This window comes from Kitasatospora sp. NBC_00458, from assembly GCF_036013975.1.
Classification (GTDB): Bacteria; Actinomycetota; Actinomycetes; order Streptomycetales; family Streptomycetaceae; genus Kitasatospora.
This window is the reverse complement of record NZ_CP107904.1, coordinates 5,710,117-5,735,691: the sequence shown is the minus strand read 5'-3', so window position 1 is coordinate 5,735,691 and position 25,575 is coordinate 5,710,117. Positions and strand designations below refer to the sequence as shown.

General features: G+C 74.6%; 22 protein-coding genes. 10 read left to right on the top strand and 12 right to left on the bottom strand.

Going from position 1 to position 25,575, the window contains the following annotated elements:
- The first annotated feature begins 227 nt into the window (after positions 1-227).
- Positions 228-1,040: an AIM24 family protein gene (locus tag OG550_RS23955; protein WP_327684096.1), complete on the top strand. Its 813-nt coding sequence runs from the start codon at positions 228-230 to the stop codon at positions 1,038-1,040.
- Between the two features lie 93 nt (positions 1,041-1,133).
- On the top strand, positions 1,134-1,658 hold the full coding sequence (locus OG550_RS23950) for a MarR family winged helix-turn-helix transcriptional regulator (RefSeq protein ID WP_327680770.1): 525 nt from the start codon (positions 1,134-1,136) through the stop codon (positions 1,656-1,658).
- 112 nt (positions 1,659-1,770) lie between these two features.
- On the opposite strand, the gene meaB is transcribed toward OG550_RS23950, so the two are convergent.
- Together meaB and OG550_RS23940 are read right to left on the bottom strand one after the other, a co-directional pair.
- On the bottom strand, positions 1,771-2,727 hold the full coding sequence (gene meaB / locus OG550_RS23945; RefSeq protein ID WP_327680769.1) for a methylmalonyl Co-A mutase-associated GTPase MeaB: 957 nt from the start codon (positions 2,725-2,727) through the stop codon (positions 1,771-1,773).
- 79 nt (positions 2,728-2,806) lie between these two features.
- Positions 2,807-4,000, bottom strand: coding sequence for an acetyl-CoA C-acetyltransferase (locus OG550_RS23940; RefSeq protein WP_327680767.1), 1,194 nt, complete (start codon positions 3,998-4,000; stop codon positions 2,807-2,809).
- A gap of 257 nt (positions 4,001-4,257) precedes the next feature.
- Between OG550_RS23940 and mce the strand changes: the two genes are divergently transcribed.
- From mce to OG550_RS23925, 3 genes are all read left to right on the top strand, one after another.
- A complete protein-coding gene (gene mce / locus OG550_RS23935) occupies positions 4,258-4,701 on the top strand; it encodes a methylmalonyl-CoA epimerase (RefSeq protein WP_327680764.1) in 444 nt (147 codons plus the stop codon).
- Positions 4,702-5,326: 625 nt separating this feature from the next.
- Positions 5,327-10,084 carry a hypothetical protein gene (locus OG550_RS23930; RefSeq protein WP_327680762.1) on the top strand — a complete coding sequence of 1,586 codons (4,758 nt, stop codon included), beginning with the start codon at positions 5,327-5,329 and terminating at the stop codon, positions 10,082-10,084.
- Between the two features lie 107 nt (positions 10,085-10,191).
- Complete coding sequence (locus OG550_RS23925; protein ID WP_327680760.1) at positions 10,192-11,121, top strand: cellulose-binding protein; 930 nt, start codon at positions 10,192-10,194, stop codon at positions 11,119-11,121.
- A gap of 105 nt (positions 11,122-11,226) precedes the next feature.
- Here the strand turns inward: OG550_RS23925 and OG550_RS23920 are convergent, their stop codons facing one another.
- Positions 11,227-11,553, bottom strand: coding sequence for a hypothetical protein (locus OG550_RS23920; RefSeq protein WP_327680758.1), 327 nt, complete (start codon positions 11,551-11,553; stop codon positions 11,227-11,229).
- On the bottom strand, positions 11,550-12,347 hold the full coding sequence (locus OG550_RS23915; RefSeq protein WP_327680756.1) for an alpha/beta fold hydrolase: 798 nt from the start codon (positions 12,345-12,347) through the stop codon (positions 11,550-11,552). The genes OG550_RS23920 and OG550_RS23915 overlap by 4 nt, the downstream gene beginning before the upstream one ends.
- Before the next feature lie 92 nt (positions 12,348-12,439).
- Between OG550_RS23915 and OG550_RS23910 the strand changes: the two genes are divergently transcribed.
- Complete coding sequence (locus tag OG550_RS23910) at positions 12,440-13,444, top strand: ATP-binding cassette domain-containing protein (RefSeq protein WP_327680754.1); 1,005 nt, start codon at positions 12,440-12,442, stop codon at positions 13,442-13,444.
- 1 nt (position 13,445) lies between these two features.
- Positions 13,446-14,210, top strand: coding sequence for an ABC transporter permease subunit (locus OG550_RS23905; RefSeq protein ID WP_327680753.1), 765 nt, complete (start codon positions 13,446-13,448; stop codon positions 14,208-14,210).
- Positions 14,211-14,317: 107 nt separating this feature from the next.
- Here the strand turns inward: OG550_RS23905 and OG550_RS23900 are convergent, their stop codons facing one another.
- Entirely contained in the window at positions 14,318-14,641 is a 324-nt protein-coding gene (locus tag OG550_RS23900; RefSeq protein ID WP_327680751.1) for an ATP/GTP-binding protein, read from the bottom strand.
- Between the two features lie 387 nt (positions 14,642-15,028).
- Between OG550_RS23900 and OG550_RS23895 the strand changes: the two genes are divergently transcribed.
- The gene (locus tag OG550_RS23895; protein WP_327684094.1) at positions 15,029-16,177 is read left to right on the top strand and encodes an LLM class flavin-dependent oxidoreductase; all 1,149 of its coding nucleotides are present in this window, start codon (positions 15,029-15,031) and stop codon (positions 16,175-16,177) included.
- 141 nt (positions 16,178-16,318) lie between these two features.
- Here the strand turns inward: OG550_RS23895 and OG550_RS23890 are convergent, their stop codons facing one another.
- Positions 16,319-16,711, bottom strand: a complete 393-nt coding sequence (locus OG550_RS23890) for an SCO5389 family protein (RefSeq protein WP_327680749.1) — start codon at positions 16,709-16,711, stop codon at positions 16,319-16,321.
- Between the two features lie 509 nt (positions 16,712-17,220).
- On the opposite strand from OG550_RS23890, the gene nucS reads away from it, so the two are divergent.
- Positions 17,221-17,880 (top strand): endonuclease NucS, encoded by a 660-nt coding sequence (gene nucS / locus OG550_RS23885; protein WP_327680747.1) that lies wholly within the window; start codon positions 17,221-17,223, stop codon positions 17,878-17,880.
- Positions 17,881-17,900: 20 nt separating this feature from the next.
- Here the strand turns inward: nucS and OG550_RS23880 are convergent, their stop codons facing one another.
- The 5 genes from OG550_RS23880 to OG550_RS23860 form a co-directional block, all read right to left on the bottom strand.
- Positions 17,901-20,363, bottom strand: coding sequence for an ATP-binding protein (locus OG550_RS23880; protein ID WP_327680745.1), 2,463 nt, complete (start codon positions 20,361-20,363; stop codon positions 17,901-17,903).
- Between the two features lie 194 nt (positions 20,364-20,557).
- Positions 20,558-20,890 carry an STAS domain-containing protein gene (locus OG550_RS23875; RefSeq protein ID WP_327680744.1) on the bottom strand — a complete coding sequence of 111 codons (333 nt, stop codon included), beginning with the start codon at positions 20,888-20,890 and terminating at the stop codon, positions 20,558-20,560.
- A 441-nt stretch (positions 20,891-21,331) separates the two neighbouring features.
- Positions 21,332-22,201, bottom strand: a complete 870-nt coding sequence (locus tag OG550_RS23870; RefSeq protein WP_327680742.1) for a 3-hydroxyacyl-CoA dehydrogenase family protein — start codon at positions 22,199-22,201, stop codon at positions 21,332-21,334.
- A gap of 181 nt (positions 22,202-22,382) precedes the next feature.
- The gene (locus OG550_RS23865; protein ID WP_327680741.1) at positions 22,383-23,033 is read right to left on the bottom strand and encodes a response regulator transcription factor; all 651 of its coding nucleotides are present in this window, start codon (positions 23,031-23,033) and stop codon (positions 22,383-22,385) included.
- Positions 23,030-24,241, bottom strand: a complete 1,212-nt coding sequence (locus OG550_RS23860) for a sensor histidine kinase (RefSeq protein ID WP_327680739.1) — start codon at positions 24,239-24,241, stop codon at positions 23,030-23,032. Before OG550_RS23860 ends, OG550_RS23865 begins: the two co-directional genes overlap by 4 nt.
- A gap of 157 nt (positions 24,242-24,398) precedes the next feature.
- Here OG550_RS23860 and OG550_RS23855 point away from each other — a divergent pair, with 157 nt between their 5' ends.
- Positions 24,399-24,995 (top strand): hypothetical protein, encoded by a 597-nt coding sequence (locus OG550_RS23855; RefSeq protein WP_327680737.1) that lies wholly within the window; start codon positions 24,399-24,401, stop codon positions 24,993-24,995.
- Here the strand turns inward: OG550_RS23855 and OG550_RS23850 are convergent, their stop codons facing one another.
- Positions 24,996-25,568 carry a cob(I)yrinic acid a,c-diamide adenosyltransferase gene (locus OG550_RS23850; protein WP_327680735.1) on the bottom strand — a complete coding sequence of 191 codons (573 nt, stop codon included), beginning with the start codon at positions 25,566-25,568 and terminating at the stop codon, positions 24,996-24,998. It abuts the gene before it with no gap.
- Between the last annotated feature and the right edge of the window lie 7 nt (positions 25,569-25,575).

Genomic DNA, 25,575 nt, shown 5'->3' with positions numbered 1-25,575 from the left:
CGTACGGCCAGCCCACCCAGCCCGGCTACCCCCAGCAGCAGCCCCCGCCCGGCTACCCGCAGCCCGGCCAGCCGTACCCGCAGCAGCCCCCGCAGGGCTACCCGCAGCAGGGGTATCCGCAGCAGGGCTACCCCCAGCAGGGCTACCCGCCGCCCCCGCCGCAGGGCTACCCGGCCCAGCCGCCGCAGCAGTACGCCCAGGAGCAGTACGGCGGCGCGCAGGCCCCGCTGCCGAAGGCCCAGGACGGCTCCGGCCCGGTGGTGCACGACGCGCACAGCCTGCCGGTCAACGACAACGTCAACCCGTACGCCTTCTCGGTCGACCTCAACGGCTCGTACTTCCTGCAGAAGGGCAAGATGATCGCCTACTACGGCGACATCTCCTTCAAGGGCGTCGGCGCCGGGGCGATCGACCGGATGCTCGGGCAGCACTTCAACTCGCCGATGCACGCGGCGGACTGGGTGGTCGCCGAGGGCCGGGGCAAGCTGCTGCTGGCCGACCGCGCCTTCGACCTCAACTCCTACGACCTGGAGGAGGGGAACCTGACGGTCCGCTCGGGCAACCTCCTGGCGTACGAGCCCACCCTGCGGCTCAAGCAGTCGATCATCCCCGGGTTCCTCACCCTGATCGGCAGCGGCAAGTTCGTCGCCGCCTCCAACGGGCCGGTGCACTTCGTCGAGCCGCCGATCCGGGTGGACCCGCAGGCGCTGGTCGGCTGGGCGGACTGCCCGGCGCCGTGCCACCACTACGACCATGACTACATGCACGGCGTGATCGGCGGCATCCGCCGGCTCACCGGGATGGGCGGGGCGTCCGGCGAGGAGCACCAGTTCGAGTTCATCGGCGCCGGCCAGGTGCTGCTGCAGTCGACCGAGGTGCTGATGGCCGAGCGCGCGGTCGGCCAGGTGCACGCCGAGGCGGGCGTGCCGATGGGCGGGGTGCCGTCGCAGCACGCCTCCGGCCACGGCGGCCAGCTGCCGAACGTGAACGTGCCGGGCCTCGGTAACCTGGGCGATCTAGGGCGGCGCTTCGGGCTCTGAGCCCCGCGGCCCCCGTGGCCGGATCCGTGCGGCCGGCTCCGTGAACGCCGGTAAATTCGTACAACATTGAACTAATTGCGGTATGCTGGCCCCATGGACACGCACACGATCGCCCCGGCCGACGTCTCCTCCTCGCAGCCCGCGGGCCCCGAGGAGGAGACCCCCTGGCTGACCGCCCGGGAGCAGCGGTTGTGGCGCGCCCATCTGGAGGTCGCCAAGCTGCTCGACTACCAGCTCGGACGCGAGCTCCAGCCGCACAACATGGCGATCAACGACTACGAGATCCTCGTCGTGCTCTCCGAGGCCCCCGACCGGCGGATGCGGATGACCGACCTCGCCACCGCGACCCTCCAGTCCAAGAGCCGGCTCTCGCACCAGATCACCCGCATGGAGAACGCCGGCCTGGTGCTGCGCCAGGAGTGTCCGGGCGACCGCCGCGGCCTCTACGCCCACCTCACCGAACAGGGCTGGGAGACCATGCAGCAGGTCGCCCCGGACCACGTCCGCAGCGTCCGGGCGCACTTCATCGACCGCTTCACGCCCGAGCAGCTGGACGCGATGTACGAGGCACTGGCCCCGGTCGCCGAGCACCTGCGCGGCCTGCGCGGCCGGTCCTGACCCCGTCCGCCCGCCCGGTCCGGTGAGCGGCCGGGGCGGGCGGCGCCGGGACCCGCCCGCCCGCCGGCCCGCTCCTCGACGGCCCGTTCCTCGCCCGCCCGCTCCTCGCCGGTCAGGCCGCGGTGAGGCCCGCGACCAGGCGGTCGGCCGCGCCGTACGGGTCCAGTTCGCCGGCCACCACCCGCTCGGCCAGGCTCGCCAGGTGCCGGTCCCCGTGCAGGTCGCCGATCCGGGCACGGAGGGCGGCCAGGGCGATCGCCTGGATCTCCTCGGCTGCCCGGCGGCGGCGCCGGACGGCCAGCTCGCCGTGCTCGTCCAGCCAGGCGCGGTGCTTCTCCAGCGCCTCGACCACCTCGTCCACGCCCTCGCCCCGGGCCGCGACGGTCTTCACGATCGGCGGCCGCCAGGCCCCGGGCTCGCGCGCCTCGCCGAGGCCGAGCATGTGGTTCAGCTCCCGGGCGGTGGCGTCCGCGCCGTCCCGGTCGGCCTTGTTGACGACGAAGAGGTCACCGATCTCCAGGATCCCGGCCTTGGCGGCCTGGATGCCGTCGCCCATCCCGGGGGCGAGCAGCACCACGGTGGTGTCGGCCTGGGCGGCGATCTCCACCTCGGACTGCCCGACGCCGACCGTCTCGACCAGGATGACGTCGCAGCCGGCCCCGTCCAGCACCCGCAGCGCCTGCGGGGCGGACCAGGACAGGCCGCCCAGGTGGCCGCGGGTGGCCATGGAGCGGATGAACACCTCGGGGTCGGTCGCGTGGTCCTGCATCCGGACCCGGTCCCCGAGCAGCGCACCGCCGGAGAACGGCGAGGACGGGTCGACCGCCAGCACCCCCACCCGCTTGCCCAGCCGCCGGTAGGCGGAGACCAGCGCGGAGGTGGAGGTGGACTTGCCCACGCCGGGCGAGCCGGTCAGGCCCACGGTGTAGGCGCGCCCGGTGTGCGGCGCCAGTGCGGCCATCACCTCGCGCAGCTCGGGTGCGGCGTTCTCGACCAGCGAGATCAGTCGGGCCACCGCCCGCGGACGGCCCTGCCGGGCCTGCTCGACCAGGGTCGGCACATCGATCATGGGTAGCTGCTCCTTGCGCCGAAGGGCTGCGGCCCGCTTGTGGCGGTCCGCAGCCCCGGAGAGGGTTTCCTGCGACGGATCAGGCCTTGGGCACCCGGACGATCAGCGCGTCGCCCTGGCCGCCGCCACCGCAGAGCGCGGCCGCACCGAGGCCGCCGCCGCGCCGCTGGAGCTCCAGCGCGAGGTGCAGCACCACCCGGGCGCCGGACATGCCGATCGGGTGGCCGAGCGCGATCGCGCCGCCGTTGACGTTGACGATCTCCGGGGAGACGCCCAGGTCCTTGGTCGACTGGTGGGCGACGGCGGCGAAGGCCTCGTTGATCTCGATCAGGTCGAGGTCCTCGACGGCGATGCCCTCCTTGGCGACGGCGTGCCGGATCGCGTTGGACGGCTGCGACTGCAGCGAGTTGTCCGGGCCCGCGACGTTGCCGTGCGCGCCGATCTCGGCGATCCAGGCCAGGCCCAGCTCCTCCGCCTTGGCCCTGCTCATCACGACCACGGCGGCGGCGCCGTCGGAGATCTGCGAGGAGGTGCCGGCGGTGATGGTGCCGTCCTTGGTGAAGGCCGGGCGCAGCCGGGCCAGGCCCTCGACGGTGGTGTCGGCGCGGATGCCCTCGTCCTGGCTGAACAGGACCGGCTCGCCCTTGCGCTGCGGGACGGGCACCGGGACGATCTCGGCGTCGAAGACGCCGTCCGCCTGCGCCTTGGCGGCCCGCTGGTGCGAGGCCGCCGCGATCTCGTCCTGGACCTCGCGCGGGATGCCCAGCCGGGCGTTGTGCTTCTCGGTGGACTCGCCCATCGGGATGTTCTCGTAGGCGTCGGTCAGGCCGTCGTGGGCCATCGAGTCGAGCAGCTCGATCGCGCCGTACTTGTAGCCCTCGCGGGACTTCGGCAGCAGGTGCGGGGCGTTGGTCATGGACTCCTGGCCGCCGGCCACCACGATGTCGAACTCGCCGGCCCGGATCAGCTGGTCGGCCAGCGCGATGGCGTCCAGGCCGGAGAGGCACACCTTGTTGATGGTGAGCGCGGGGACGCTCAGCGGGATCCCGGCGGCGACGGCGGCCTGGCGGGCCGGGATCTGGCCGGCCCCGGCCTGCAGCACCTGGCCCATGATCACGTACTGGACCTGGTCGCCCGTGACACCGGCCCGCTCCAGCGCCGCCTTGATCGCGAAGCCGCCGAGCTCGGCGCCGGAGAAGCCCTTGAGCGAACCGAGCAGGCGACCCATCGGGGTCCGTGCACCGGCAACGATCACAGAGGTGGTGTTGGTCATGGGACGGGCCCCTTCGCACGTCGTGGCCAGGTGAGGATGCCGCTCAATGTACTGACCTGTTACCCGCCCGTCACCGGACCGACCGTGTGATCGAGCGCACTGGCACCCTCCAGTCAACACCGTGTCAACCCGGTCCGGGTGAACCCCGCCGCCGGGCCTTGCGTGTGAGCAGGCTCGCACCGGGACCACTGGCGCTGCCGACCTGCATACGCTGCACTGTTGCCGTCCTGTCACCCGCCCCGCCTCCGGAGGCCACCGTGCTGACCCGCATCGACCACATCGGCATCGCCTGCCACGACCTCGACAAGACGGTCGAGTTCTACCGCGCCACCTACGGCTTCGAGGTGTTCCACAGCGAGGTCAACGAGGAGCAGGGCGTCCGCGAGGCCATGCTCAGGATCAACGAGACCGGCGACGGCGGCGCCTCGTACCTCCAGCTGCTGGAGCCGATCCGGGAGGACTCCCCGGTCGGCAAGTGGCTGGCGAAGAACGGCGAGGGCGTCCACCACATCGCGTTCGGCACCGCCGACGTCGACGCCGACTCCGAGGACATCCGCGCCAAGGGCGTCCGGGTCCTCTACGAGGAGCCGCGGACCGGCTCGATGGGCTCCCGGATCACCTTCCTGCACCCGAAGGACTGCGGCGGCGTGCTGACCGAGCTGGTCACCGCCGCGAAGCCGGGCGGGCACGGGGAGCACTGAGCCGTTCCGGGTGCCGCCACCGGGCGGCACCCGGCCCCCGGGCCGGTTCCGGCGCCCGGCCGGGGCCCTTTCCCGTGCTCGTCCGACGCCCGTCCGACGCCTCCCGGCGGCCCCTCCGGGCTCATGACCCGTCAGTAACCTCACCCGGCGACCCGGAAAACCCCCACGCGGCCATTCCCCCGCAAGGCGCTCCCACTACAATGCCCAGGTGCGCGAAGACTCCGGGGGACGGGGACGACGGGCACGGCCGAAGACAGGCCCGTCCGCCCCGGCGGGAGGCCCGTCGCAGGGGAGTCCACTACGCGGGCACGGCTGAACAGTCGCAAGACGGATCTGTCACCATTCTCCACAAGGCAAGAGTTCGCCCAGGAGTCCACCCGGACGGGGGAACGCGGACCGACCGCGCTCCCGCGACCAGGACTCCCACCACCGCAGCGGGCACCCCCGGCACGACCGGGGACGTCCGCACGACTGCGGATGCAAGGACCAGTCGGACCAGCGCCCGGACAACGGGAGCACCGGACCGGCCGGGTCGAGGACGCGACCAGGAGATGGATGGGACCGCGGAGTGCGGGGCTACGACCGCTACGAGGTTGACGATCACCTCTCCCAGTTCGAGGCCGACATGGATCGGACTCGGAAGGAACGGGACAAGGCAGTCGAGCATGCCGAGGACCTCGCCTACCAGGTGGAGGTGCTCCGGGCCAAGCTGCACGAGTCCCGCCGCATGCTCGCCCAGCCGCGCGCCTTCGACGCCGTGTCCGGCCAGGCCGAGCAGATGCTCCGCACCGCCGAGATGCAGGCGCAGCAGCTGCGCGCCGACGCCGAGCGGCAGCTCCGCGACTCCCAGGCCGCCACCCAGCGGATCATGGCCGAGGCCGCCGAGCGCACCGCCCGGCTGGAGGCCGAGCTGGCCGCCCGCCGCCGCCAGCTGGAGGACGAGCTCGCCGAGCTGCGGCGCAGTGCCGAGCAGCACGTCAACGAGAACGTCAACTGGGCCGAGCAGACCCGGGCCGGCACCGAGCAGGAGGCCCAGCGCCTCCTCCAGGAGGCCCGCGCCGAGGCCGACCGGCTGATGGCCGGCGCCCGCGCCGAGGCCGCCGCCCTGTCCGACCAGGCCCGGGCGCAGACCGCCGCCGACGTCGACGCCGCCCGCGGCGAGGCCCAGGCCGCCGCCGAGGCGGCCCTCCAGCGCGCCCACAGCGACGCCGAGCGGATGCTGCGCGCCGCCTCCGAGCAGGCCCAGCAGGCCGGCGCCCAGGCCGCCGCCGACGTCGACGCCGCCCGTGGCGAGGCCCAGCAGCAGCTGGCCGCCGCGCACGTCGCCGCCGAGCAGCAGCTGGCCGTCGCGCACGCCGAGATCGGCCGGCTCAAGGAGGAGGCCTCCGCCGAGCAGGCCCGCGCCGAGCAGGCCCTCGCCCACGCCCAGGCGGAGATAGCGCGACTGCGTGCCGAGGCGATCGCCGAGGCCGAGCGGGCCCGCCAGGAGGCCGCCGAGCTGCGCGCCCAGGCCGAGGCCGCCGCCGAACAGCTGCAGGCCGACGCCGAGGCCGCCGCCGTGCGGAAGGCCGCCGACGGCGAGGCCGCCAACGAGCAGCGCTCGCAGACCGCCCGGGCCGAGGTGGCCCGGATGGTCGCCCAGGCCACCAAGGAGGCCGACGCGATCCGCGCCGACGCCTCCACCAAGCAGGCCCAGGCGGACGCCGCCAAGGCCGCGGCCGCCGAGGAGAGCGAGCGGCTGCGCGCCACCGCCGAGTCGGTGGCCGGCCAGCTGCGCGCCGAGGCCGAGGCCGCGATCGCCGAGATGCGCGCCCAGGCCGAGCGGGACGTCGCCGAGCTGCGCGCCCAGGCCGAGGCCGCCGCCGAGCGGCTGCGCGGCGAGGCCGAGGAGACCGGCCGCGCGGCCGGTGCCGAGGACGCCGCCGTCCACCTCGCCAAGGCCGCCAAGACCGCCGAGGAGATGCTGGCCCGGGCCGGCCGGGACGCCGAGGCGGCCCGTACCGGGGCCACCACCGAGGCCGAGCGGATCCGCACCGAGGCCGCCGCCGAGGCGGAGCGGCTGCGCGAGCAGGCGCAGGCCGCCGTCGAGGCCGCCCAGAACGCCGCCCTGGACGACGCCGCCGCGATCCGCGAGCGGATCCAGGAGATGCAGGACGAGGCCGCGCGGCTGCGTGCCGAGGCCGAGGAGCTGCGCGCCCAGGCCGCCGCCGAGGCCGACCGGGTGCGCGGCGAGGCCCGCCGGCAGGCCGTGCTGCAGATCGAGGAGTCGGCGAAGAGCGCCGAGGAGCTGCTCACCAAGGCCAAGTCCGACGCGGACGAGCTGCGGGCGGGCGCGGCCGGCGAGATCGAGCGGCTCCGCGAGCAGGCCAAGGAGCAGGCCGCCGAGACCCAGGGCCGGGCCGAGCAGACCCTGGAGCGGGCCCGCACGGAGGCGGCGAAGATCACCGCCACGGCCGGGCAGCAGGGCCAGGACGCGCTCACCGCCGCCAAGGCCGCGGCGGCCGAGAACCGGGCTGCCGCCGAACGCGAGACGGCCGAACTGCGCCGCGCCGCCAACGAGTTCGACCAGCAGCTGCGCGCCGAGGCGGGCGCCGCCGCGGAGTCGCTGCGGGCCGATGCGCAGGCCGAGGCGACCGCCGTCCGCGACGCCGCCGTGGCCGACGCGGAGCGGCTGCGCACCGAGACCGACACCGAGCTGGCCCGGAGCCGGGCCGAGGCCGAGGCCGCCGCCGAAACGCTGCGCGAGGAGAGCCGGCGCGAGCGCGAGGAGGCCTCCGCCGGGCTGCACCGGGAGCGCGAGGAGACCGCGGAGCAGCTGGCCGCCGCGGCGGCCGCGCGCGAGCAGGCGGAGCAGGCCGCCGCCGAGCTGACCGAGCGCACCGCGGCCGAGACCACCGCACTGCGCGAGGCCGCCGACGCACACGCCACCCGCGTCCGCACCGAAGCCGAGCAGGCCGCCACCGAACTCACCGAGCACACCGCGGCGGAGGCCGCCCGGCTCCAGGCCGAGACGGAACAGGCCGCCGCCGAGCTGACCGAGCGCACCGCGGCCGAGACCACCGCACTGCGCGAGGCCGCCGACGCACACGCCACCCGCGTCCGCACCGAAGCCGAGCAGGCCGCCACCGAACTCACCGAGCACACCGCGGCGGAGGCCGCCCGGCTCCAGGCCGAGACGGAACAGGCCGCCGCCGAGCTGACCGAGCGCACCGCGGCCGAGACCACCGCACTGCGCGAGGCCGCCGACGCACACGCCACCCGCGTCCGCACCGAAGCCGAGCAGGCCGCCACCGAACTCACCGAGCACACCGCGGCGGAGGCCGCCCGGCTCCAGGCCGAGGCGGAGCAGTCGCTGGCGGCGGCCGAGGCCGCCGCCGAGCGGCTCCGGACCGAGGCCGAGAAGGCCGCCACGGAGCTGCGCGAGCGGGCCGGGGCCGAGCTGGCACTGGCCGACGAGCAGGCCGGGACGGTCCGCGCCGAGGCCGGCCGGGAGCTGTCCGAGGCCCGCGCCACCGCGAACTCGATCCGCGCCGAGGCCGGCGAGGTGCTGGAGCAGGCCCGCCTGGACGGCGAGGACCTGATCGTCGCCGCCGAGCTGGAGGCCGCGGCGCTGGTCGAGACCGCCGAGGAGGCGGCGGCCGAGGTCCGCCAGGCGGTCGCCGGCCTGCACGAGACCGCCTCGCAGCAGATCGCCGAGCTGCGTGCCGCCGCCGAGCGGGAGGCCGCCGAGGTCCGCGAGCGGGCCGAGCAGGCCGCCGCCGAACTGCGCGACACGGCCGACCGGGAGACCACCGAGCAGCGGGCCCTCGCGGACCGGGAGACCACCGAGCTCCGCGAGCGCACCGACCGCGCGGTCGCCGAACTGCACGACGCCGCCGACCGCGAGACCACCGAGCAGCGCGCCCTCGCGGACCGCGAGACCACCGACCTGCGCGCCCGGACCGCCGCCGAGACGGCCGCCCTGCGCGAGCAGACCGGGCGGGAGCTGGCCGCCGAGCGGGACGCCGCCGAGGCCGAACTGGCCCGTCGGCACGCCGAGGCGCAGGCCTACGACGAGCAGCTGCGCGCCGAGGCCGAGGCCGAGCTGCGCGCCGCCCAGGAGGCCGCCGCGCAGCAGCGCGCCGATTCCGAGGCGCTGGCCGCCCGGACGGTGGCCGCCGCCGAGGACCGGTCGGCCGGCCTGGTCGCCGAGGCGGAGGACTTCGCCGCCCAACTGCGCGCCGAGGCCGAGGAGTACGCGCTCGCCACCCGCTCCCTCGCGGACGAGTACGACGCGGCGACCCACGCCCGCGCCGACGCGTTCGACGCCGAGGTGCGCGAGGCCGCCGAGCAGTTCGACAAGGCCACCCGGGACCAGGCCAAGTCGGTCCTGGAGAGGGCCTTCGCGGACGCCGAGTCGCTCGGCGAGGACGCCCAGACCACCGCGCTGGCCACCACCGCCGCCGCCGAGGAGCAGGCGGACGCGATGGTCGCCGCCGCCCGCAAGGAGGCCGACCGGCTGGTCGCGTCCGGCGAGGCCGCGGGCCAGGACGCGGTCGAGAAGGGCCGGGCCGACGCCGACGCGCTGCTCTCCGAGGCCCGCCGGGACGCCACCGCGATCCGCGAGCGCGCCGAGGAGCTGCGCGAGCGCACCGACGCCGAGGTGGAGGCCCTGCACGAGCGCGCCCGCAAGGAGAACGCGCAGGCCATGAAGTCGGCCGGCGAGCGGGTGGACGCGCTGGTGACGGCCGCCCAGGAGCAGCTGACCGAGGCCGAGGAGCAGGCGGTGGCCACCGTCGCCGAGGCCGAGGAGCGGGCCGCGGCACTGGTCGGGGCCGCCGAGGACCGCGCCAACGAGCTGACCTCGGAGGCGTCCGCGGAGGCCAGCAAGGTCCGGATCTCCGCCGTCCGCAAGGCGGAGGGCCTGCTCAAGGAGGCCGAGACCAAGCTCGCCGACTCGACCGACCGCGCCGAGGCCCTGATCATCAAGGCCGAGGCGAAGCTGAAGTCCTCCCAGGACGAGGCGGAGGAGCGGCTCGACTCGGCGGCGTCCGAGGTGGAGAAGCGGCTGCGGGCCGCCGACGAGGCCGCGGACGAGCAGATCGAGCTGGCGAAGGCGGAGGCCGACCGGCTGCTCGACGAGGCGCGGGCCGAGGCGAAGCGGGTCACCGACGAGGGCCGTCGCGAGCTGGACGAGCTGGTGCGCCGCCGCAAGGACATCAACACCGAGATCTCCAGGGTGCAGGACGTGCTGTCCGCCCTGGAGGCCTTCGAGGCACCGTCACCGGTCGCACAGACCAACGGGGGAAGCAACACCAAGAAGGACGGGGGTGCCAAGGCCGGTGCCGGAGTTGGCGCTCCCCGGTCCGGTGGCAATCGCTCCAAGAGCGCACCACCCGATTGAGCGGACATTGTCCGCGAGACAACGGCGTTTCGCCGTCGACACTCCGGTACCGTGTCAGGATTCCCTCAACCACCTCAGCGGTTTGACGACAGGAAGCCCAGAACCCCATGAGCGACAGTCACTCCCCTCACGGCTTCGACCTGGTGCGCCGTGGGTACGAGCGCGCCCAGGTCGACGAGCGGATCACCAAGCTGGTGGCCGACCGTGACAGTGCCTTGACCCGGATCAGCGCCCTTGAGAAGCGCATCGAGGAGCTCCACCTGGAGACCCAGACCGCTCAGGCGGCGGTCGCCGAGGCGGAGCCCTCCTACGCGGGTCTCGGCGCCCGGGTCGAGAAGATCCTGCGGCTCGCCGAGGAGGAGGCCAAGGACCTGCGCGACGAGGCGCACCGCGCCGCCGAGCAGCACCGCGAGCTGGCCGAGGCGGCCGCCCAGCAGGTCCGCACGGAGGCCGAGAACTACGCCAAGGATCGCAAGGCCAAGGCGGAGGACGAGGGTCTGCGGATCGTCGACAAGGCCAAGAGCGACAGCGCCCAGCTGCGCGCCGAGGCCAACAAGGACGCCCAGAACAAGCGCGAGGAGGCGGACGCCCTCTTCGAGGAGACCCGCACCAAGGCCGCCCAGGCCGCGCTGGAGTTCGAGACCAACCTGGCCAAGCGCCGCGAGCAGTCCGAGCGCGACCTCGCCGCCCGTCAGGCCAAGGCCGAGAAGCGTCTGGCCGAGATCGAGCACCGGGCCGAGCAGCTCCGCCTGGAGGCCGAGAAGCTCCGGACCGACGCCGAGCGCCGCGCCCGCCAGACCGTCGAGACGGCCCAGCGCCAGTCCGAGGACATCGTGGCCGACGCCAACGCCAAGGCCGACCGGATCCGCAGCGAGTCCGAGCGCGAGCTGGCGGCGCTCACCAACCGCCGCGACAGCATCAACGCCCAGCTGACCAACGTCCGCGAGATGCTGGCGACGCTGACCGGTGCGGCCGTGGCCGCCGCCTCGCTGCCGGGCGACGACTCCCTGGGCGTGCCCGCCCAGCAGTCGCGCTGACCGCGTAGCCGACGGGCCCTCACCCTCCGGGGCGGGGGCCCGTCGTGCTGCCCGGGGACGGCCGCGGCGGGCGCCGCGCGACGGGGCCCGCCGCGCGGCGCGGGCTCAGCGCGGGTACGCGCCGTCCGGCCGCTGGTACCCGCAGCTCAGCTGGTTGCCGTCGTCGTCCGAGACGGTGCCGAACCACGAGGTGCACCAGACCGACACCGAGTCCGGCCAGTACTGCACCTCGAACGGGTGCCCCGGGCCGTAGTCCCCGTACGAGGTGACGATGAACGTCTCCCCCGGGCGCATCCAGTAGTCCTCGCCCAGCGGCTCCAGGGTCAGTTCGAGCAACCCCTCGCCCCGGTTGGTCACCGGGATCCGGCCGGTCACCTCCAGCGCCGAGAAGTCCCAGCCGTCGGCGTCCGCCCGCTCGTGCTCGTCCCTCATCCGGCGGCCACCCGTGCCAGCAGCCGGCGCACCGCCGCGTCGAACGCCTCCGGTGCCTCGATCGCGCTCAGGTGCCCCACCCCGGGGAGCACCGTCAGCTCCGCCTCCGGCCGGGCCCGCGCCATCAGCTCGGCCTCGGCGAGGGGCATCAGCCCGTCCTCCGCGCCCGCCACGACGGTGGTCGGCACCCGGACCCCGGCCAGCACGTCCAGCGTCTCCGGCCGGGCCGCCATGGCCCGCTGCGCCCAGGCGACGGCGGCCGGCGGCGCGGCGGCGATCAGCGCCTGCACCCGGTCGACCAGGTGCTGCGAGTCCGGCCCGAGCTGCCCGGCGGCCATCCGCTCGTCGAGCAGCAGGCGGACGCTGTCCCGGGCCAGTACGGCGGTGGCGATGCGTTCCCGGTTCGCCCGGGCGGGCCCGGTGTCGGCGGTGGCCTTGGTGTTGGCCAGCAGCAGCCCGGCCAGCCGGTCCGGGTGGCGGCGGGCGAAGGCCAGCGCCACGTACCCGCCCATGGAGAGGCCGCCGAGCACCGCCCGGTCGATCCCGGCCGCGTCCAGCAGCAGTGCGACGTCGTCGGCGACCGCGTCCAGCGAGGGCTCGTCGGTGCCCAGCGCGGTGCCGCCGAAGCCGCGCTGGTCGGGGGCGATCACCCTGGCCTCGTCCCCGGTCGGTCCGGGCAGCTCGTCCAGTTGGGCGGACCACATGGCGGAGTTGAGCGGAAAGGCGTGCAGCAGCACGAGAGGTGTTCCGGTACCGCTCTCGCGGACCGACACTGCGGAGGGGAGCTGGGTCATGGGCACACCGTATTCCGGTGCGCCCGGCGGGCCCACTCAGCGAGCCGCCTTGTCCGGTTTGTCATAGCCTGACGGAGAGTAAGGGAGTGCGAATGATCGAGTTGCACGAGCTGACAAAACGTTACGGAAAGACCCTCGCGGTGGACCGCCTGAGCTTCAAGGTGCCCCAGGGCGTGGTCACCGGGTTCCTCGGCCCCAACGGCGCCGGCAAGTCCACCACCATGCGCATGATCCTCGACCTGGACCGGCCCACCGGCGGCCGCGTCACCATCGACGGCCGGCGGTACGGGCAGCTCAGCGAACCGCTCAAGTACATCGGCGCCCTGCTGGAGGCCAAGGCCGTCCACCCCGGGCGCACCGCCCGCGACCACCTGCTCTGGCTCGCCCAGAGCAACCGCATCCCCGCCCGGCGGGTGGACGAGGTGCTCTCCCTGGTCGGGCTCACCCCGGTCGCCCGCAAGCGCGCCCGCGGCTTCTCGCTCGGCATGGGCCAGCGGCTCGGCATCGCCTCCGCACTGCTCGGCGACCCGGAGATCGTCATGTTCGACGAGCCGGTCAACGGGCTCGACCCGGAGGGCATCCTCTGGATCCGCAACCTGATGAAGCGCCTCGCCGGCGAGGGCCGGACCGTCTTCGTCTCCTCCCACCTGATGAGCGAGATGGCCGTCACCGCCGACCACCTGGTGGTCATCGGCCGGGGCCGGCTCCTCGCCGACCTGCCGATGGCCGAGTTCATCCGCCGCAACTCCCGCTCCGCCGTCCGGCTGCGCACCCCGCAGCCCGAGCTGCTGCTCGACCTCCTGGCCGGCGCCGGGCTGCGGCACGAACCCGGCCCGGACGGCTCGTACGAGGTGGTCGACGGCGACCTCGCCGAGCTGGGCGAACTGGCCGCCTCCCAGGGCCTGGTGCTGCACGAACTCAGCGCGCAGCAGGCCTCGTTGGAGGAGGCCTTCATGCAGATGACGGCCGACTCGGTGGAGTACCACGCCGGGGACGGCCCGGGCCGCGACGCGGCCGGCGCACCGGGCGCCTGGGGCGCCGACTGGCAGGGCGGCAAGGCGGCGCAGCCGGCGGCCCGCAGCACCGAGGAGAACTGAGATGGCGTCCTTCCCCGCGGTCCTGCAGTCCGAGTGGACCAAGATCCGCAGCGTCCGCTCGACGGTCTGGACGCTCGCCCTGACCTTCGTGGTCACCCTCGGCATCGGCGCCCTGCTGTCGCTGCTCACCAACAACAACTTCGACGAGTTCCGCAGCGACGACAGCCCGTTCGACGCCACCGGCACCGCCTTCTCCGGCATCATCCTCGGCGAGCTGGCGATCATCGTCTTCGGGGTGCTGGCGGTCGGCAACGAGTACAGCACCGGGATGATCCGGGTCACCCTGGCCGCCGTCCCGCAGCGCGGCACCCTGCTCACCGGCAAGGCGGTGGTGCTGGGCGCGCTCGCCCTGGCCGTCTCGCTGGTGACGGCGTTCGTCACCTTCTTCGTCGGCCAGGCGCTGCTCGGCGACCACTCGACCAGCCTCGGCGAACCGAACGTGCTGCGCGCGGTGCTCGGAGCCGCGCTCTACCTGACGATGCTCTGCCTCTTCTCGGCCGGCGTCACGGCGATGCTGCACAACCAGACGCTGGCGCTGGGCGTGCTGGTGCCGTTCTTCTTCCTGCTCTCGCCGATCCTGTCGGCGGTGCCGAAGGTCAAGACGCTGGCCCACTACTTCCCCGACTACGCGGGCTCCCGGATGCTGCTGGTCTACGAGCAGAACGGCCAGCCGTACGGGCCGTTGGCCGGTTTCGCGATCTGCCTGGCCTGGACGGTCGCCGCGCTGGTCGGCGGCGCGCTGGTGCTGAAGCGGCGGGACGCCTGACGGCGGGGCCCACGGGCCGCCGAGCCGCCCCGCACCCCGGCGGGCCCGGGGCGGGCCCGGCAGGCGGCCCGGGGGCCCTCAGAGGCCCCCGGGACACGCCCCGGCGCTCAGTACTTGGGGGCTCCGCGGCCCCGGAGCAGGTTCGAGGCCCGGCGCTCCCTGGCGCCCCAGCAGGCGCGGTGCCAGTGCCGGCGGTCGTCCACCCCCGCACCGTGCATCGGCCAGGCCACCACGTGGCCGACGCCGGGCGGGATCTCCTGGTCGCAGCCGGGGCAGCGGTAGTGCCGGCCCGCCGTGCCGGCCACCGTCTGCACCACCCACTCCTCGCCCTGGTAGTTCTCGGTGCGGCGCAGCGAACCCCCCGTCGGGGCGGCCGGCCCGGCCGGCTCGTGGTCGGCTGCGATCTTGATCCGGTTGCGGCGGGGCGACACGGCGGGCTACCTCTCTACGGTGGTCGCGGAACCGTTCCAGCCTACGGCCGGGGGCCGCCGCACGGGTCTCTATCACGGCATCGCGCAGTGCTCCGGTGTTTCTCGTGATATCCACCCGTTCTTCTGGGAAATTGGTGGTTCGGCGTGCCATTGGCACATGACATCGGCTACTCACGAGGGGACAGGCGGGGCCCGCAAACCCTGCGCGCACCCGAGGAGGCCCTCACCATGACCAGAACCAGCGCCCGCGCCGAGACCCGCCGACCCGTCGGGGTCCGCCCGCCGGCCCCCGGCACGGCGCTCGCCGCCGCCACCGCCACGGCCACCGCCGGCACCCCGGCCCCGACCGTGCAGCGGGCCGGCACGGCACCCGCGGACACCGCCCCGGTGCGGGTCGGCGCGTTCCTGCTCTCCGCGCAGTTCCCCGGCCAGACCCACAGCGAGGCGCTGGACCGCACCGTCCGCGCCGCCGTCGAGGCCGAACGCGCGGGACTGGACAGCGTCTGGCTCGCCGAACACCACTTCGTCCCGTACGGGGTCTGCCCGAACGCCGCCACCCTGGCCGCGCTGCTGCTCGGCCGCACCCGGCGGATCGGCATCGGGACGGCCGTCAGCGTCCTCTCCACCGCCCACCCGGTGGCCCTCGGCGAGCAGGCCGCGCTGCTCCACCTCACCTCCGGCGGGCGGTTCACGCTCGGGGTGGGGCGCGGCGGGCCCTGGATCGACCTGGACGTGTTCGGCGGCGGCGTGGACGCCTTCGAGCAGGGGTTCCCCGAGCGGCTCGACCTGCTGCTGCGCTGGCTCCGGGGCTCCCGGGTGGGCGGGTCGGGCCCGCAGTTCAGCTTCCCCGAGGTGGCCGTCGTGCCCCGGGCCACCGAGCCGCCCCGCCGCCCCGACCTGGGAGCCTGGCTCGGCCTCGACGACCGGAGCGGGCTGCTGCGGTTCCCCCGCCAGCGCCAGGACGCCGACGGCCCCGGCGAGGAGCTCACCGCCGCCGGGCGCCCGGCGGCGGGCCCGCCCGTGGTGGTCGCCTGCACCTCGCCGGGCGGGGTGCGGAACGCCGCCGAGCGCGGCCTGCCGATGCTGCTGGGCATGCACTCCGGCGACGACGACAAGCTGCACATGCTGGAGCTGTACCGCTCCGCCTGGCTGGCCGCCGGGCGGGGCGAGGAGCAGCTGCGCCGGGTCACCCGCCAGCACGTCGCGGCCGGCGTGGCCCAGGTCGACGACCGCACCTCGACGGCCCGGGCCACCCTGCTGCGCGCGATGCCCGGCTGGTTCGAGTACGGGCTCGGCGCGCACCGGACGGTGGACGGCCGGGAACGCAAGATGCGCGACCCGCGCGAGTACACCGAACTCCTCTGCGACCTGCACGCGGTGGGTACGCCGAAGCAGTGCGCGGACCGGTTGCTGGCCACCGCCGAGCGGACCGGCATCCGCCGCTTCGCACTGCTCGCCGAGGGCAGCGGCGACCACGGGGCCACCCTCCACAACATCGCCCGGCTGGGCTCCGAGGTGCTGCCCCAGCTGAGCTGACGCCCGGAGGACACCCGGTGCCGGAGCGCGGGAGTGCGGGGCCACGGGACCGGGCCGTGGACTCCCGCCCGCCTGCGCGGAGCCCGCCGGGCACCGGTCCCGCCCCGGGCCGCCGCAGGGGCGGGCGGGCGGGAGTACGGCTCAGCAGTCCCGCAGTTCCTCGGACTGGTTGAGCAGCTGTGCCCGAACGGAGGTGAACCGCTCGTACCGCTTCTTGTTGGCGGACGACGGCAGGAAGACCGCCACCCGGTGACAGTTCTGGAAGGCCAGCTGGACCCCGAAGTGCCGCTGCAGGGCACCCCGGATGGCGTCGCTGGCGAGCGCCCGCAGGAGCTGGCCGCGGGCCTGCTCGCTGGGCGGAGGTACCTGGTTGTCGGCGAAGTCGGTGCCGTCGACCTTCGCCTGGGCGACCAGCGAGCTGATCAGGTCCCAGGCGTACGGCAGGGAGACGCGGACGCAGTCGACGAACTCCCGCTCGTCGACCTCGTCCCGCTCGGCCTTCTCCAGAAGAGCCGGTGAGACGTCGAGCGACATGGATTCTCCTCTCGCGGTCCACCCGCGCGGCGCCCGGGTGGTGGTGCGTAGTCCAAGTCCAAGCTGAGGGTGAGGGTGGAAGCGCGTGATGTCCGGAACACCGTCGGACGGGTGTGACTCCGTCGGACGGCCGTGTTTCCGGCACCGCGCCGAGGCGGCTGCGCCGAGGACCCGTCGAGGGACGTGGTCGGGGGCGCCGGCCGCTCAGAACAGCGTGGCAGCCAACGGCGGGCCGGACCGGCGATTCCGGTTGATTGCTCCGGGAATGAGCCCCGGTGCACCGGAATGGCCGGATCCCGTCGGATCGTTCATCTGAAGTCTCCATCCCCGTTGACGGCGATCCCGCAAGCAAGCCGTCACACACCGTAGCTGCCAATGGTGGTGGCCGCCAGGGTGCCGACAGGCTTTCGCGGGATCGCAGGGCATCCATGTTCGCGGGGTTCGCGGATTCTTCACCCGGTCGTCGCGGAATCGCATCAACTGGCCCCGGTGGGCTAGCGTGGTCGACCGTGCGTCTCGTAATTGCCCGCTGCTCAGTCGACTATGCCGGTCGGCTCTCCGCCCATCTGCCCTCCGCCACCAGGCTCATCCTGGTCAAGGCCGACGGCAGCGTCAGCATCCACGCCGACGACCGTGCCTACAAGCCGCTCAACTGGATGTCCCCGCCGTGCGTCCTCAAGGAGGCCGACGGGGTCTGGACAGTGGTGAACAAGGCCGGCGAGAAGCTCATCATCACCCTGGAGGAGGTGCTGCACGACTCCTCCCACGAGCTCGGGGTGGACCCCGGCCTGATCAAGGACGGCGTCGAGGCGCACCTCCAGGAACTGCTCGCGGACCGGATGGAGGTGCTCGGCGCCGGCTGGTCCCTGATCCGCCGCGAGTACCCGACCGCGATCGGCCCGGTCGACATCCTCTGCCGCGACTCGGACGGCGCGACCGTCGCGATCGAGATCAAGCGGCGCGGCGAGATCGACGGCGTCGAACAGCTCACCCGCTACCTGGAACTGCTCAACCGGGACCCGCTGCTGGCCCCGGTGAAGGGCGTCTTCGCCGCGCAGGAGATCAAGCCCCAGGCCCGCGTCCTGGCCACCGACCGGGGCATCGGCTGCGTGGTGCTGGACTACGACGCGCTGCGCGGCATCGACGACGACAAGCTGAAGCTGTTCTGACCCGCCGCCGGGCCGGCCCCTCAGGGGGTCGGCGGCGGCGGTGACGTCGTGGACGCCGTCGGACTCGTCGTGTCCGTCGGCGTCACCGGTGGCGGCGTGCTCGGCTGTTCGGTCGGCGGGGGCGTCGACGGCGGGGCGGTCGTCGTCCCGGTGCCGCCGGTGGGCTGGGTCCCGCCGGTGTTCCCGCCGTTCGCGTTCCCGCCGTTGGCGCCTCCCCCGGCGGCCGCGCCACCGCCGCCGGTGCCGCCACCGCCGGTGCCACCGCCCGCCGTACCGCCCACCGGGGGCGGCGGGTTGCCGCCCGTGCCGCCCGCCCCGCCGGCCGTCCCGCCCGCGGGCGGCGACTGGCCCGGCGGCGAGGACGGCGGGGCCGTACTGCCCGTACCCGTGCTCGGCGACCGGCTCGGCCGCTTCGACGCCGAGGGCGAGGCCGACCGGGACGGCGAACCGCTGCCGCCCGCCGAGGGCTCCTGGGCCTCCTCCTCCGCCGCCGTGGACGCATCGGCCGGGGAGGACCCCGGAGCCTCCGACGCGGCCGCCGAGGAGGCCTCCGAGGCCGTCGGCCGGGGACTCCCCGGACGCGGCGACGGCTGGGTGCCGGTCAGGACGGAGCCGTCGTCGCTGCTGCTGTGCGGGTCCTTGCCCTTCGACTCCCCGCCGGCCGTCATCGCGACCGCCGTGCCCAGCACCCCCAGCGCCAGCACGGCCGCCGAGGCGGCGATCGCCGTCCGCCTGGTCCGGCCCGGGCCGGCGGTGGCCCTGAGCCGCAGCGGCACCTGCCGGATGACCCGGATGACGGGCCGCCGGGCGGGCGCCGAGCCGGCGGCCCCGGCGGGCGGGAGCTGCCGCCCGTCGGCGCGCAGCAGGTCGAGCATCCGGCGCGCACCGGCCACCCCGCGCGGCTCGCCGAGGGCGGCCCGCAGCGCGAGCGCGGCCTCCAACTCGACCGTGGCCCGCCCGGGTTCGTGCACACAGATCGCGTAGACGCCCAACTCGTGGTGGAACCAGGCCTCGTCGGCCCGTGCACCGCTCTTCCGGGCGGCTTCCAGGCCCAGCTCCAGGGCGCGCTCCCAGGCCCCCCAGCGCAGCGCCAGCGCCAGCGCCGGGGCCGCCGCCCTGGCCAGCCGCACCACCGCGGCGTGCCGCCCGGCGGCCCGGTCGGCGAGCAGCACCCCGATCACCACCTCGGCCTCGGCGGCGATCTGGGCCGGCGAGACCGAGGAGTGCCCGACCCACCAGGCGAAGTGCTGGGCCGCGCCGTCGACGCTGCCGCGGGCGGGCCAGTGCGGGGCGAGCAGTTCCAGCGCCCCGGCGGTGAGCCGGTGGTGACCGCCGATGGAGACGGCGAGCCCGGCGTCGGCGAGTTCGGCGAGTGCGCTCTCGCCCTGGCCGACGTCGATCAGCGCGGGCAGGTGCGGGGCGGTCGGGCACTCGCCGCCGAGCGCCACGGCGAGCCGCAGCACGGCCTGCGCGGTCTCCCCGAGCCCCTCGGCGAGCCGGACGGCGGGCAGCGTGGACTCGGCGACCGAGGGCAGCGGGACCTTCCCCCGCAGGGCGGCCTCGCGGACCGCCGGATCGGGGTCGCGGACCGGTTCCCGGACGGCGCCGAAGACGTCCAGCCGGTCGTCCTCGGCGGCCACCAGGGCGTCCACGGCGACGTCCCGCTGCCGGAGCAGCGCGGCGGCCTGGACGAACCGCAGCGGCAGGCCCTCGGACTCGAACCAGAGGTCCACCGCCCAGGCCTTCTCGGCCGCGTCCAGGGGCCGTCCGGCCAGCCGGGCGGCGAGTGCGAGGCAGGCGGGCCGGGAGAGTCCGGCGACCAGGTGGTCCCGGAGCCGGGAGTCCGGCGTCAGCTGCGGGCTGTCGGGGGCGACGGAGATCAGGAAGGCGCAGTCGGGCGCGGCGGCGAGGAGCTCCTCCAGCTCCGGGCCGGAGGGCTCGACCTCGTCGATGACGACGACCGCGCCGACCCGGGCGAGGTGCTCGGCGAGCTGACCGGGGTCGGGGCGGAAGCCGGGGGCGTGGTGGGTGGCGGCGAAGAGGTCCTGGAGCAGGTCGGCTCCGGTGCGGCGGTGGCCGCAGAGCTGGACGACGCCGCCGGGGGCGAGGTCGCCGGCCGCCTCGGCGACGGCCGACAGCAGGGCGCTGCGGCCGGATCCGGCCTGGCCGACCAGGCGTATGGAGCGCCCCTCGGCGAGCATCCCGAGCAGTTGGGCCACGTCGGCCTCGCGGTCGAGCAGCGGCAGGTCGGCGGGCCCGGCGCCGAGGGCGAGCGGGCCGACCTGGCGGCCGGCGTCGCCGGCCGGGCCCCGGGCGGGCCCGCTGGGCCCGGTCCGGCGGGGGCTGGGCCGCCACTCGTCGGGGCAGGGGCGCACCTCGGACCCCTCCGGGGTGCCGACGGTCACCAGCAGCCCACCGGAGACCAGCTCACCGCCCCGGGTCCGTACGGCCTCCTGCCGGAACTCACCGGATGGCTGTCCCACGATCTGCTCCGCCCCACGCTCAAGCCGACGACTACGTGCGGCCGCCTGCGGACCGGGGGCGCCTCCGGGCCGAAGGCCGGGGGGCCGGGCGTGGTCCCGGCGGCCGTCTCATGACGCCAGACTCTCGCACATCCTCGCCCGACCGCGCAGCGCCGGACCGGCTCCGGCCGCCCGTGCCACGGCGTGTCCGCAGGTCAGAGGACGGGAAGCGTCGCGCCGCGGGGTTCGACGACCATGCCCTCGACGGCGAGGATCCGGTGCAGCCGGGTGGCCACCAGCAGCCGCTGGAGCTGGGCGGGGACGGAGCGGAGCACCAGCCGGCGGCCGATCCGGCCGGCCCGGCGGTGGGTGCCCATGATGACGCCGAGGCCGGTGGCGTCCCAGGACTCCAGCCGGGCGAGGTCGAGCACGAGGTCGCCGAGGCCGCCGTCGACGGCCTGGTGCAGCCGGGACCGCGCGTCGGCGGCGGTGCGCACGTCGAGGCGGCCTTCGATGGCCAGCGCCACGTGGTTGCCGGTGATGCGCATGCTCTCCTCCTCCGCGTGGCGGGCCTGCGTGGCGGGCCTGGTCGGGGTCGTTCCGCCGCGTCCGTCCCGGCCGTGCCGGGTCCGGGTGCGGGTGTGTCGGTGTCGGTGGCTGGTCGGTGTCGGTATCGATGACGGTGCCGATTCGGGCGGGCCTGCGGCCCCACGCCCGGCCCCGGCCGGAATCCCGGGTTCCCCCTCATCTGACGGCGAACCAGCCCCGCGGGTTGCTGGTTCCGGCCAGATCTGAAGCAACTTCACTCGTCCGAGGGAATATACGCAGGATGTCTCCACACCTACGCTCGATTACCGCCCAAATCACCCGTCTGCGACACGGGCGTGAGGAAACTCACCCGCCCCGGCGGGGGGCCGTGCGGTGCTCGCCCGCACGGCCCGCCGGGCCACCGGCCTCACCCGTTCGTCGGTCTCACCGGCGCCGGTCCGTCACTTGGCCGGGTACGGGTAGAAGCCGCGGCCGCTCTTGCGGCCCAGGTCGCCGGCGGTGACCATGCGGGCCATGACCTCCGGGGCGGCGAACTTCTCGTCCTGGGTCTCCTCGTAGATGTTGCGCGCCGCGTGCAGCAGGATGTCCACGCCGGTCAGGTCGGCGGTCTCCAGCGGGCCCATCGGGTGGCCGAAGCCGAGCCGGCAGGCCGCGTCGATGTCCTCGGCGGAGGCGACGCCCGACTCGTACAGCTTGGCCGCCTCGACGACCAGCGCGGTGATCAGGCGGGTGGTGACGAAACCGGCCACGTCACGGTTGACCACCACGACGTCCTTGCCCACGCCCTCGGCGAAGGCCCGGGCGGCGGCCAGCGTCTCGTCGCTGGTCTTGTAGCCGCGGACCAGCTCGACCAGCTTCATCAGCGGCACCGGGGAGAAGAAGTGCACGCCGACGACCGACTCCGGGCGGCCGGTGGCGGCGGCGATCCGGGTGATCGGGATCGCGGAGGTGTTGGAGGCGAGCACCGCACCCGGCTTGGCGAGCCTGTCGAGCTCCTTGAAGACGCCCTCCTTGACGTCCAGCCGCTCGAAGACCGCCTCGACCACGATGTCGGCCTCGGAGACCGCGTCCAGGTCGGTGGTGGTGGTGATCCGGCCGAGCGCCGCCTCGGCCTCCTCGGCGGTCAGCCGGCCCTTGGAGACGAACTTGTCGTACGAGGCGCGGATACCGGCGAGGCCGCGCTGGAGCGCCTCCTCCGTGACGTCGCGCAGGACCACGGGGTGTCCCGCCTGCGCGGAGACCTGGGCGATGCCCGCACCCATCAGGCCGGCACCGATCACGGCGATCCGCTTACTGGACACATTGCTCATGGCTTGGTCTCCCGATGCCCTCGCCGCCCCTGCGGGCGGGCCCTGAAGGCGGCTCAGGGCAGGGATCACCGGCGCCGAGCCGCGTCGCTCTTGGGCCGGACTTTAGTGCCCGAACGGCTGGTGTGGGGCCATCCGAAGGTGTGATCTGCGCCGGACCCGAGCAGGTGAGAAGGTCGGTTGATCAGATCGTCAGCCCGAGATCCTGGGCGAGGATCGCCGCCTGCACCCGGCTGCGCAGCCCCAGCTTCGCCAGGATCCGGCTGACGTGCGTCTTGGTGGTCGCCTCCGCCATCTCCAGGCGCCGGGCGATCTCGCCGTTGGACAGCCCCGCGCCGATGTACGTGAGCACCTCGCGCTCGCGCGGGGTCAGCCCGGCCACCGCCTCCCTGGCCGCCGGCCCCACCTGCCGCTCCGGACGCGCGAAGGTGCCGATCAGCCGCCGCGTCACCGAGGGAGCCAGCATGCCGTCCCCCCGCGCCACCGTGCGGATGCCCTCGACCAGGGTGTCCGCCTCCAGGTCCTTCAGCAGGAACCCGGCCGCCCCAGCCCGCAGCGCACCGTAGACGTACTCGTCGAGGTCGAAGGTGGTCAGCACCAGCACCTGGGCGACCCCGGCCGCCACCACCTCGCGGGTCGCCGACACACCGTCCAGCCGGGGCATCTGGATGTCCATCAGGACCACGTCCGGCCGCAGCTCCAGCGCCAGCCGGACCGCCTCCTCACCGTCGGCGGCCTGCCCGACCACCTCCAGGTCCGGCTCCGCCCGCAGGATCATCACCAGCGCCGTGCGGACCGCCGCCTGGTCCTCCGCCACCAGCACCCGGATCGTCATGCCCGCCCTCCCTCTCCCTCGGTCGTCAGCGCCCGCGGCAGCACCGCCCGGACGTTCCAGCAGCCGTCCACCGGACCGGCCTCGAAGCTGCCCCCCAGCAGCGAGGCCCGCTCCGCCATGCCGACCAGCCCGGCCCGGGCCCCCGGGAGCGACTGCCCCGCGCCGCTGCGGAACGGGCTCTCCACCGCGATCAGCAGCTCCTGCGGCCGGAACTCCAGCAGCACCCGGACCTCCCCCGGCCCGGCGTGCTTGAGCGCGTTCGTCAGCGACTCCTGGACGATCCGGTACGCGGCCAGCCCCACCGGCACCGGCAGCTCCCCGCGGTCGCCGAGCTCGGTGAGCTCGAAGCCCAGCCCGACGTCCTCCCCGGCCGCCCGGGCCTTGGCCAGCAGTGCGTCGACCGCCCCCAGGTCGGGCGCGGCGTACGACTCGTCGGCCTCTCCCCCGCCGCTGTCCCGCAGCAGGCCGATGATCCGGCGCATCTCGGTCATCCCCTGGACGCTGTTCTCCCGGATCACCGCCAGCACCTCCACCAGCGGGTCGTCCTCCGGACGCCGCTGACGCCGGGCCGCCGACTGCGCTCCGGTCGCGTGGATCGCGATGGCCGACAGGTGGTTGGCCACCACGTCGTGCAGCTCCCGGGCCATCCTCGCCCGCTCGGCCACCACGGCCTGCCGCCGGTCCATCTCGGAGAGCAGTGCGGTCTGCTCGGCCCGCAGCCGCTGGGCCTCCGCCTCCTCCCGGTGCTTGCGCACGATGTCGCCGGTCCAGACCGGCGCCAGGTAGACCAGCGTGGCCACCACCACGACGGCCACCGCCGTCGGCGCGTCGCTGTAGATCAGCACCAGCGTCGAGAGCACCAGCACCGAGGCCGCACCGGTCAGGTGCAGCACCCGCGACATCCTCGGATTGCCGTAGAGCACCGCGGCGTAGAGCAGGTCGGTGTACATCAGGGTCGTCGCCAGGAGCGCCCCGTTGAAGATGCTGACCGCGAAGACGATCCCGCCGACCGTCGCGATGAGGACCGGCCGGCTCCGGCGGACCAGCTCCAGCGAGGCCATCACCACCAGCGGCGGGACGACCGTCCAGCGGGCGATGTGCCCGGACCCGTCGTAGACCTTGACCGCGATCAGGAACAGGCCCCCGAGCAGCCCGAAGAGCGCGATCGCACGGTCTTCCTGCTGCGGGGTGAGAGTCGGTCTGCGCACCACCCCATCAGATCATCCCCGGCCGGGCCCCCGACTCGGGTCCGGGGAGGAGCCCGGGTACATCGAAAGGTGCAGCCCGCGCTCGGCTCCCGCGACGACGACGCACCGGCCCGCGCACGGGAGGCTGGAAGCACCGACCGACAACCCGGAGCCCGCCATGATCGTCACCCTCATCCTCGCCGCCGAGGTCGCCTTCTGGGTGGTCCTCGGTCTGGCCCTCACCGCCCGCTACCTGCTGCGGAGGCGCACCCTCAGCACCGCCCTGCTGATCGGCCTGCCGGTCCTGGACCTCACGCTGTTCACGCTCGCCGTGCTCGACCTGCGCGGCGGCGCCACCGCGAGCTGGACGCACGCGCTGGCCGCCGGCTACGCGGGCTTCTCCCTGGGGTTCGGGCCGTCCCTGGTCCGCTGGGCCGACCGGCACTTCCAGTACCGCTTCGCCGGCGGCCCCAAGCCCCAGCGCCCGCCCAAGTACGGAGCCGCGCGGGCCCGCTACGAGTGGCAGGTGGCCGGCCGGACCACGGTCTCGGCCGGCGTCACGCTCGCCCTGATCACCCTCATGGTGCCGCTCTCCGCCGGAGCCGCCCACTTCTCCACCTTCAGCGGCTGGTACCTGCGGCTCGCCCTGATCGCCGGGATCAACCTGCTCGTGGCCGCCGGCTACTCGATCTGGCCCAAGGAGGCGCCGGCCGGCTCGATCGTCGAGGACGGCCGGGTGGTCGGCTGGCGGATCCCGCAGGACCGGCAGCAGTAGTCAGCGGTTCTCGCCCGGCACCCACAGCACGTCGCCGCGCTCCCCGTTGGCCGCCCGGGCCAGGATGAAGAGCAGGTCCGAGAGCCTGTTCAGGTACTTGGCGGTCAGCGGGTTGACGCTCTCCCCGTGCACCTCGACCGCCGCCCAGGTGGCCCGCTCGGCCCGCCGGACCACCGTGCAGGCCAGGTGCAGGTACGCGGCGCCCGGGGTGCCGCCGGGGAGGATGAAGCTCCGCAGCTTCTCCAGCGACTCCAGGTAGTGGTCGCAGTCCGACTCCAGCTTGTCGATGTAGGACTGCAGCACCCGCAGCGGCGGGTACTTCGGGTCCTCCACCACCGGGGTGGCCAGGTCGGCGCCGACGTCGAAGAGGTCGTTCTGGACGCGGGTGAGCACCGCGACGACGTCCTCGGCCAGCCCGCCCGCCGCGATCGCCACGCCGATCGCGGCGTTGGCCTCGTTGGCGTCGGCGTAGGCGACCAGGCGCGGGTCGGTCTTGCTGGTGCGGCTCATGTCGCCCAGCGCCGTGGTGCCGTCGTCGCCGGTCCTGGTGTAGATGCGCGTCAGATTGACCATGCGGCCA

Excerpts from the sequence above, each read along its gene's own strand:
- OG550_RS23950 (WP_327680770.1), top strand. The coding sequence starts at position 1,134 with ATGGACACGCACACGATCGCCCCGGCCGACGTCTCCTCCTCGCAGCCC.
- meaB (WP_327680769.1), bottom strand. The coding sequence starts at position 2,727 with ATGATCGATGTGCCGACCCTGGTCGAGCAGGCCCGGCAGGGCCGTCCG.
- OG550_RS23940 (WP_327680767.1), bottom strand. The coding sequence starts at position 4,000 with ATGACCAACACCACCTCTGTGATCGTTGCCGGTGCACGGACCCCGATG.
- OG550_RS23930 (WP_327680762.1), top strand. The coding sequence starts at position 5,327 with ATGGATCGGACTCGGAAGGAACGGGACAAGGCAGTCGAGCATGCCGAG.
- OG550_RS23925 (WP_327680760.1), top strand. The coding sequence starts at position 10,192 with ATGAGCGACAGTCACTCCCCTCACGGCTTCGACCTGGTGCGCCGTGGG.
- OG550_RS23920 (WP_327680758.1), bottom strand. The coding sequence starts at position 11,553 with ATGAGGGACGAGCACGAGCGGGCGGACGCCGACGGCTGGGACTTCTCG.
- OG550_RS23915 (WP_327680756.1), bottom strand. The coding sequence starts at position 12,347 with ATGACCCAGCTCCCCTCCGCAGTGTCGGTCCGCGAGAGCGGTACCGGA.
- OG550_RS23910 (WP_327680754.1), top strand. The coding sequence starts at position 12,440 with ATGATCGAGTTGCACGAGCTGACAAAACGTTACGGAAAGACCCTCGCG.
- OG550_RS23905 (WP_327680753.1), top strand. The coding sequence starts at position 13,446 with ATGGCGTCCTTCCCCGCGGTCCTGCAGTCCGAGTGGACCAAGATCCGC.
- OG550_RS23890 (WP_327680749.1), bottom strand. The coding sequence starts at position 16,711 with ATGTCGCTCGACGTCTCACCGGCTCTTCTGGAGAAGGCCGAGCGGGAC.
- OG550_RS23875 (WP_327680744.1), bottom strand. The coding sequence starts at position 20,890 with ATGCGCATCACCGGCAACCACGTGGCGCTGGCCATCGAAGGCCGCCTC.
- OG550_RS23870 (WP_327680742.1), bottom strand. The coding sequence starts at position 22,201 with ATGAGCAATGTGTCCAGTAAGCGGATCGCCGTGATCGGTGCCGGCCTG.
- OG550_RS23865 (WP_327680741.1), bottom strand. The coding sequence starts at position 23,033 with ATGACGATCCGGGTGCTGGTGGCGGAGGACCAGGCGGCGGTCCGCACG.
- OG550_RS23855 (WP_327680737.1), top strand. The coding sequence starts at position 24,399 with ATGATCGTCACCCTCATCCTCGCCGCCGAGGTCGCCTTCTGGGTGGTC.
- OG550_RS23850 (WP_327680735.1), bottom strand. The coding sequence starts at position 25,568 with ATGGTCAATCTGACGCGCATCTACACCAGGACCGGCGACGACGGCACC.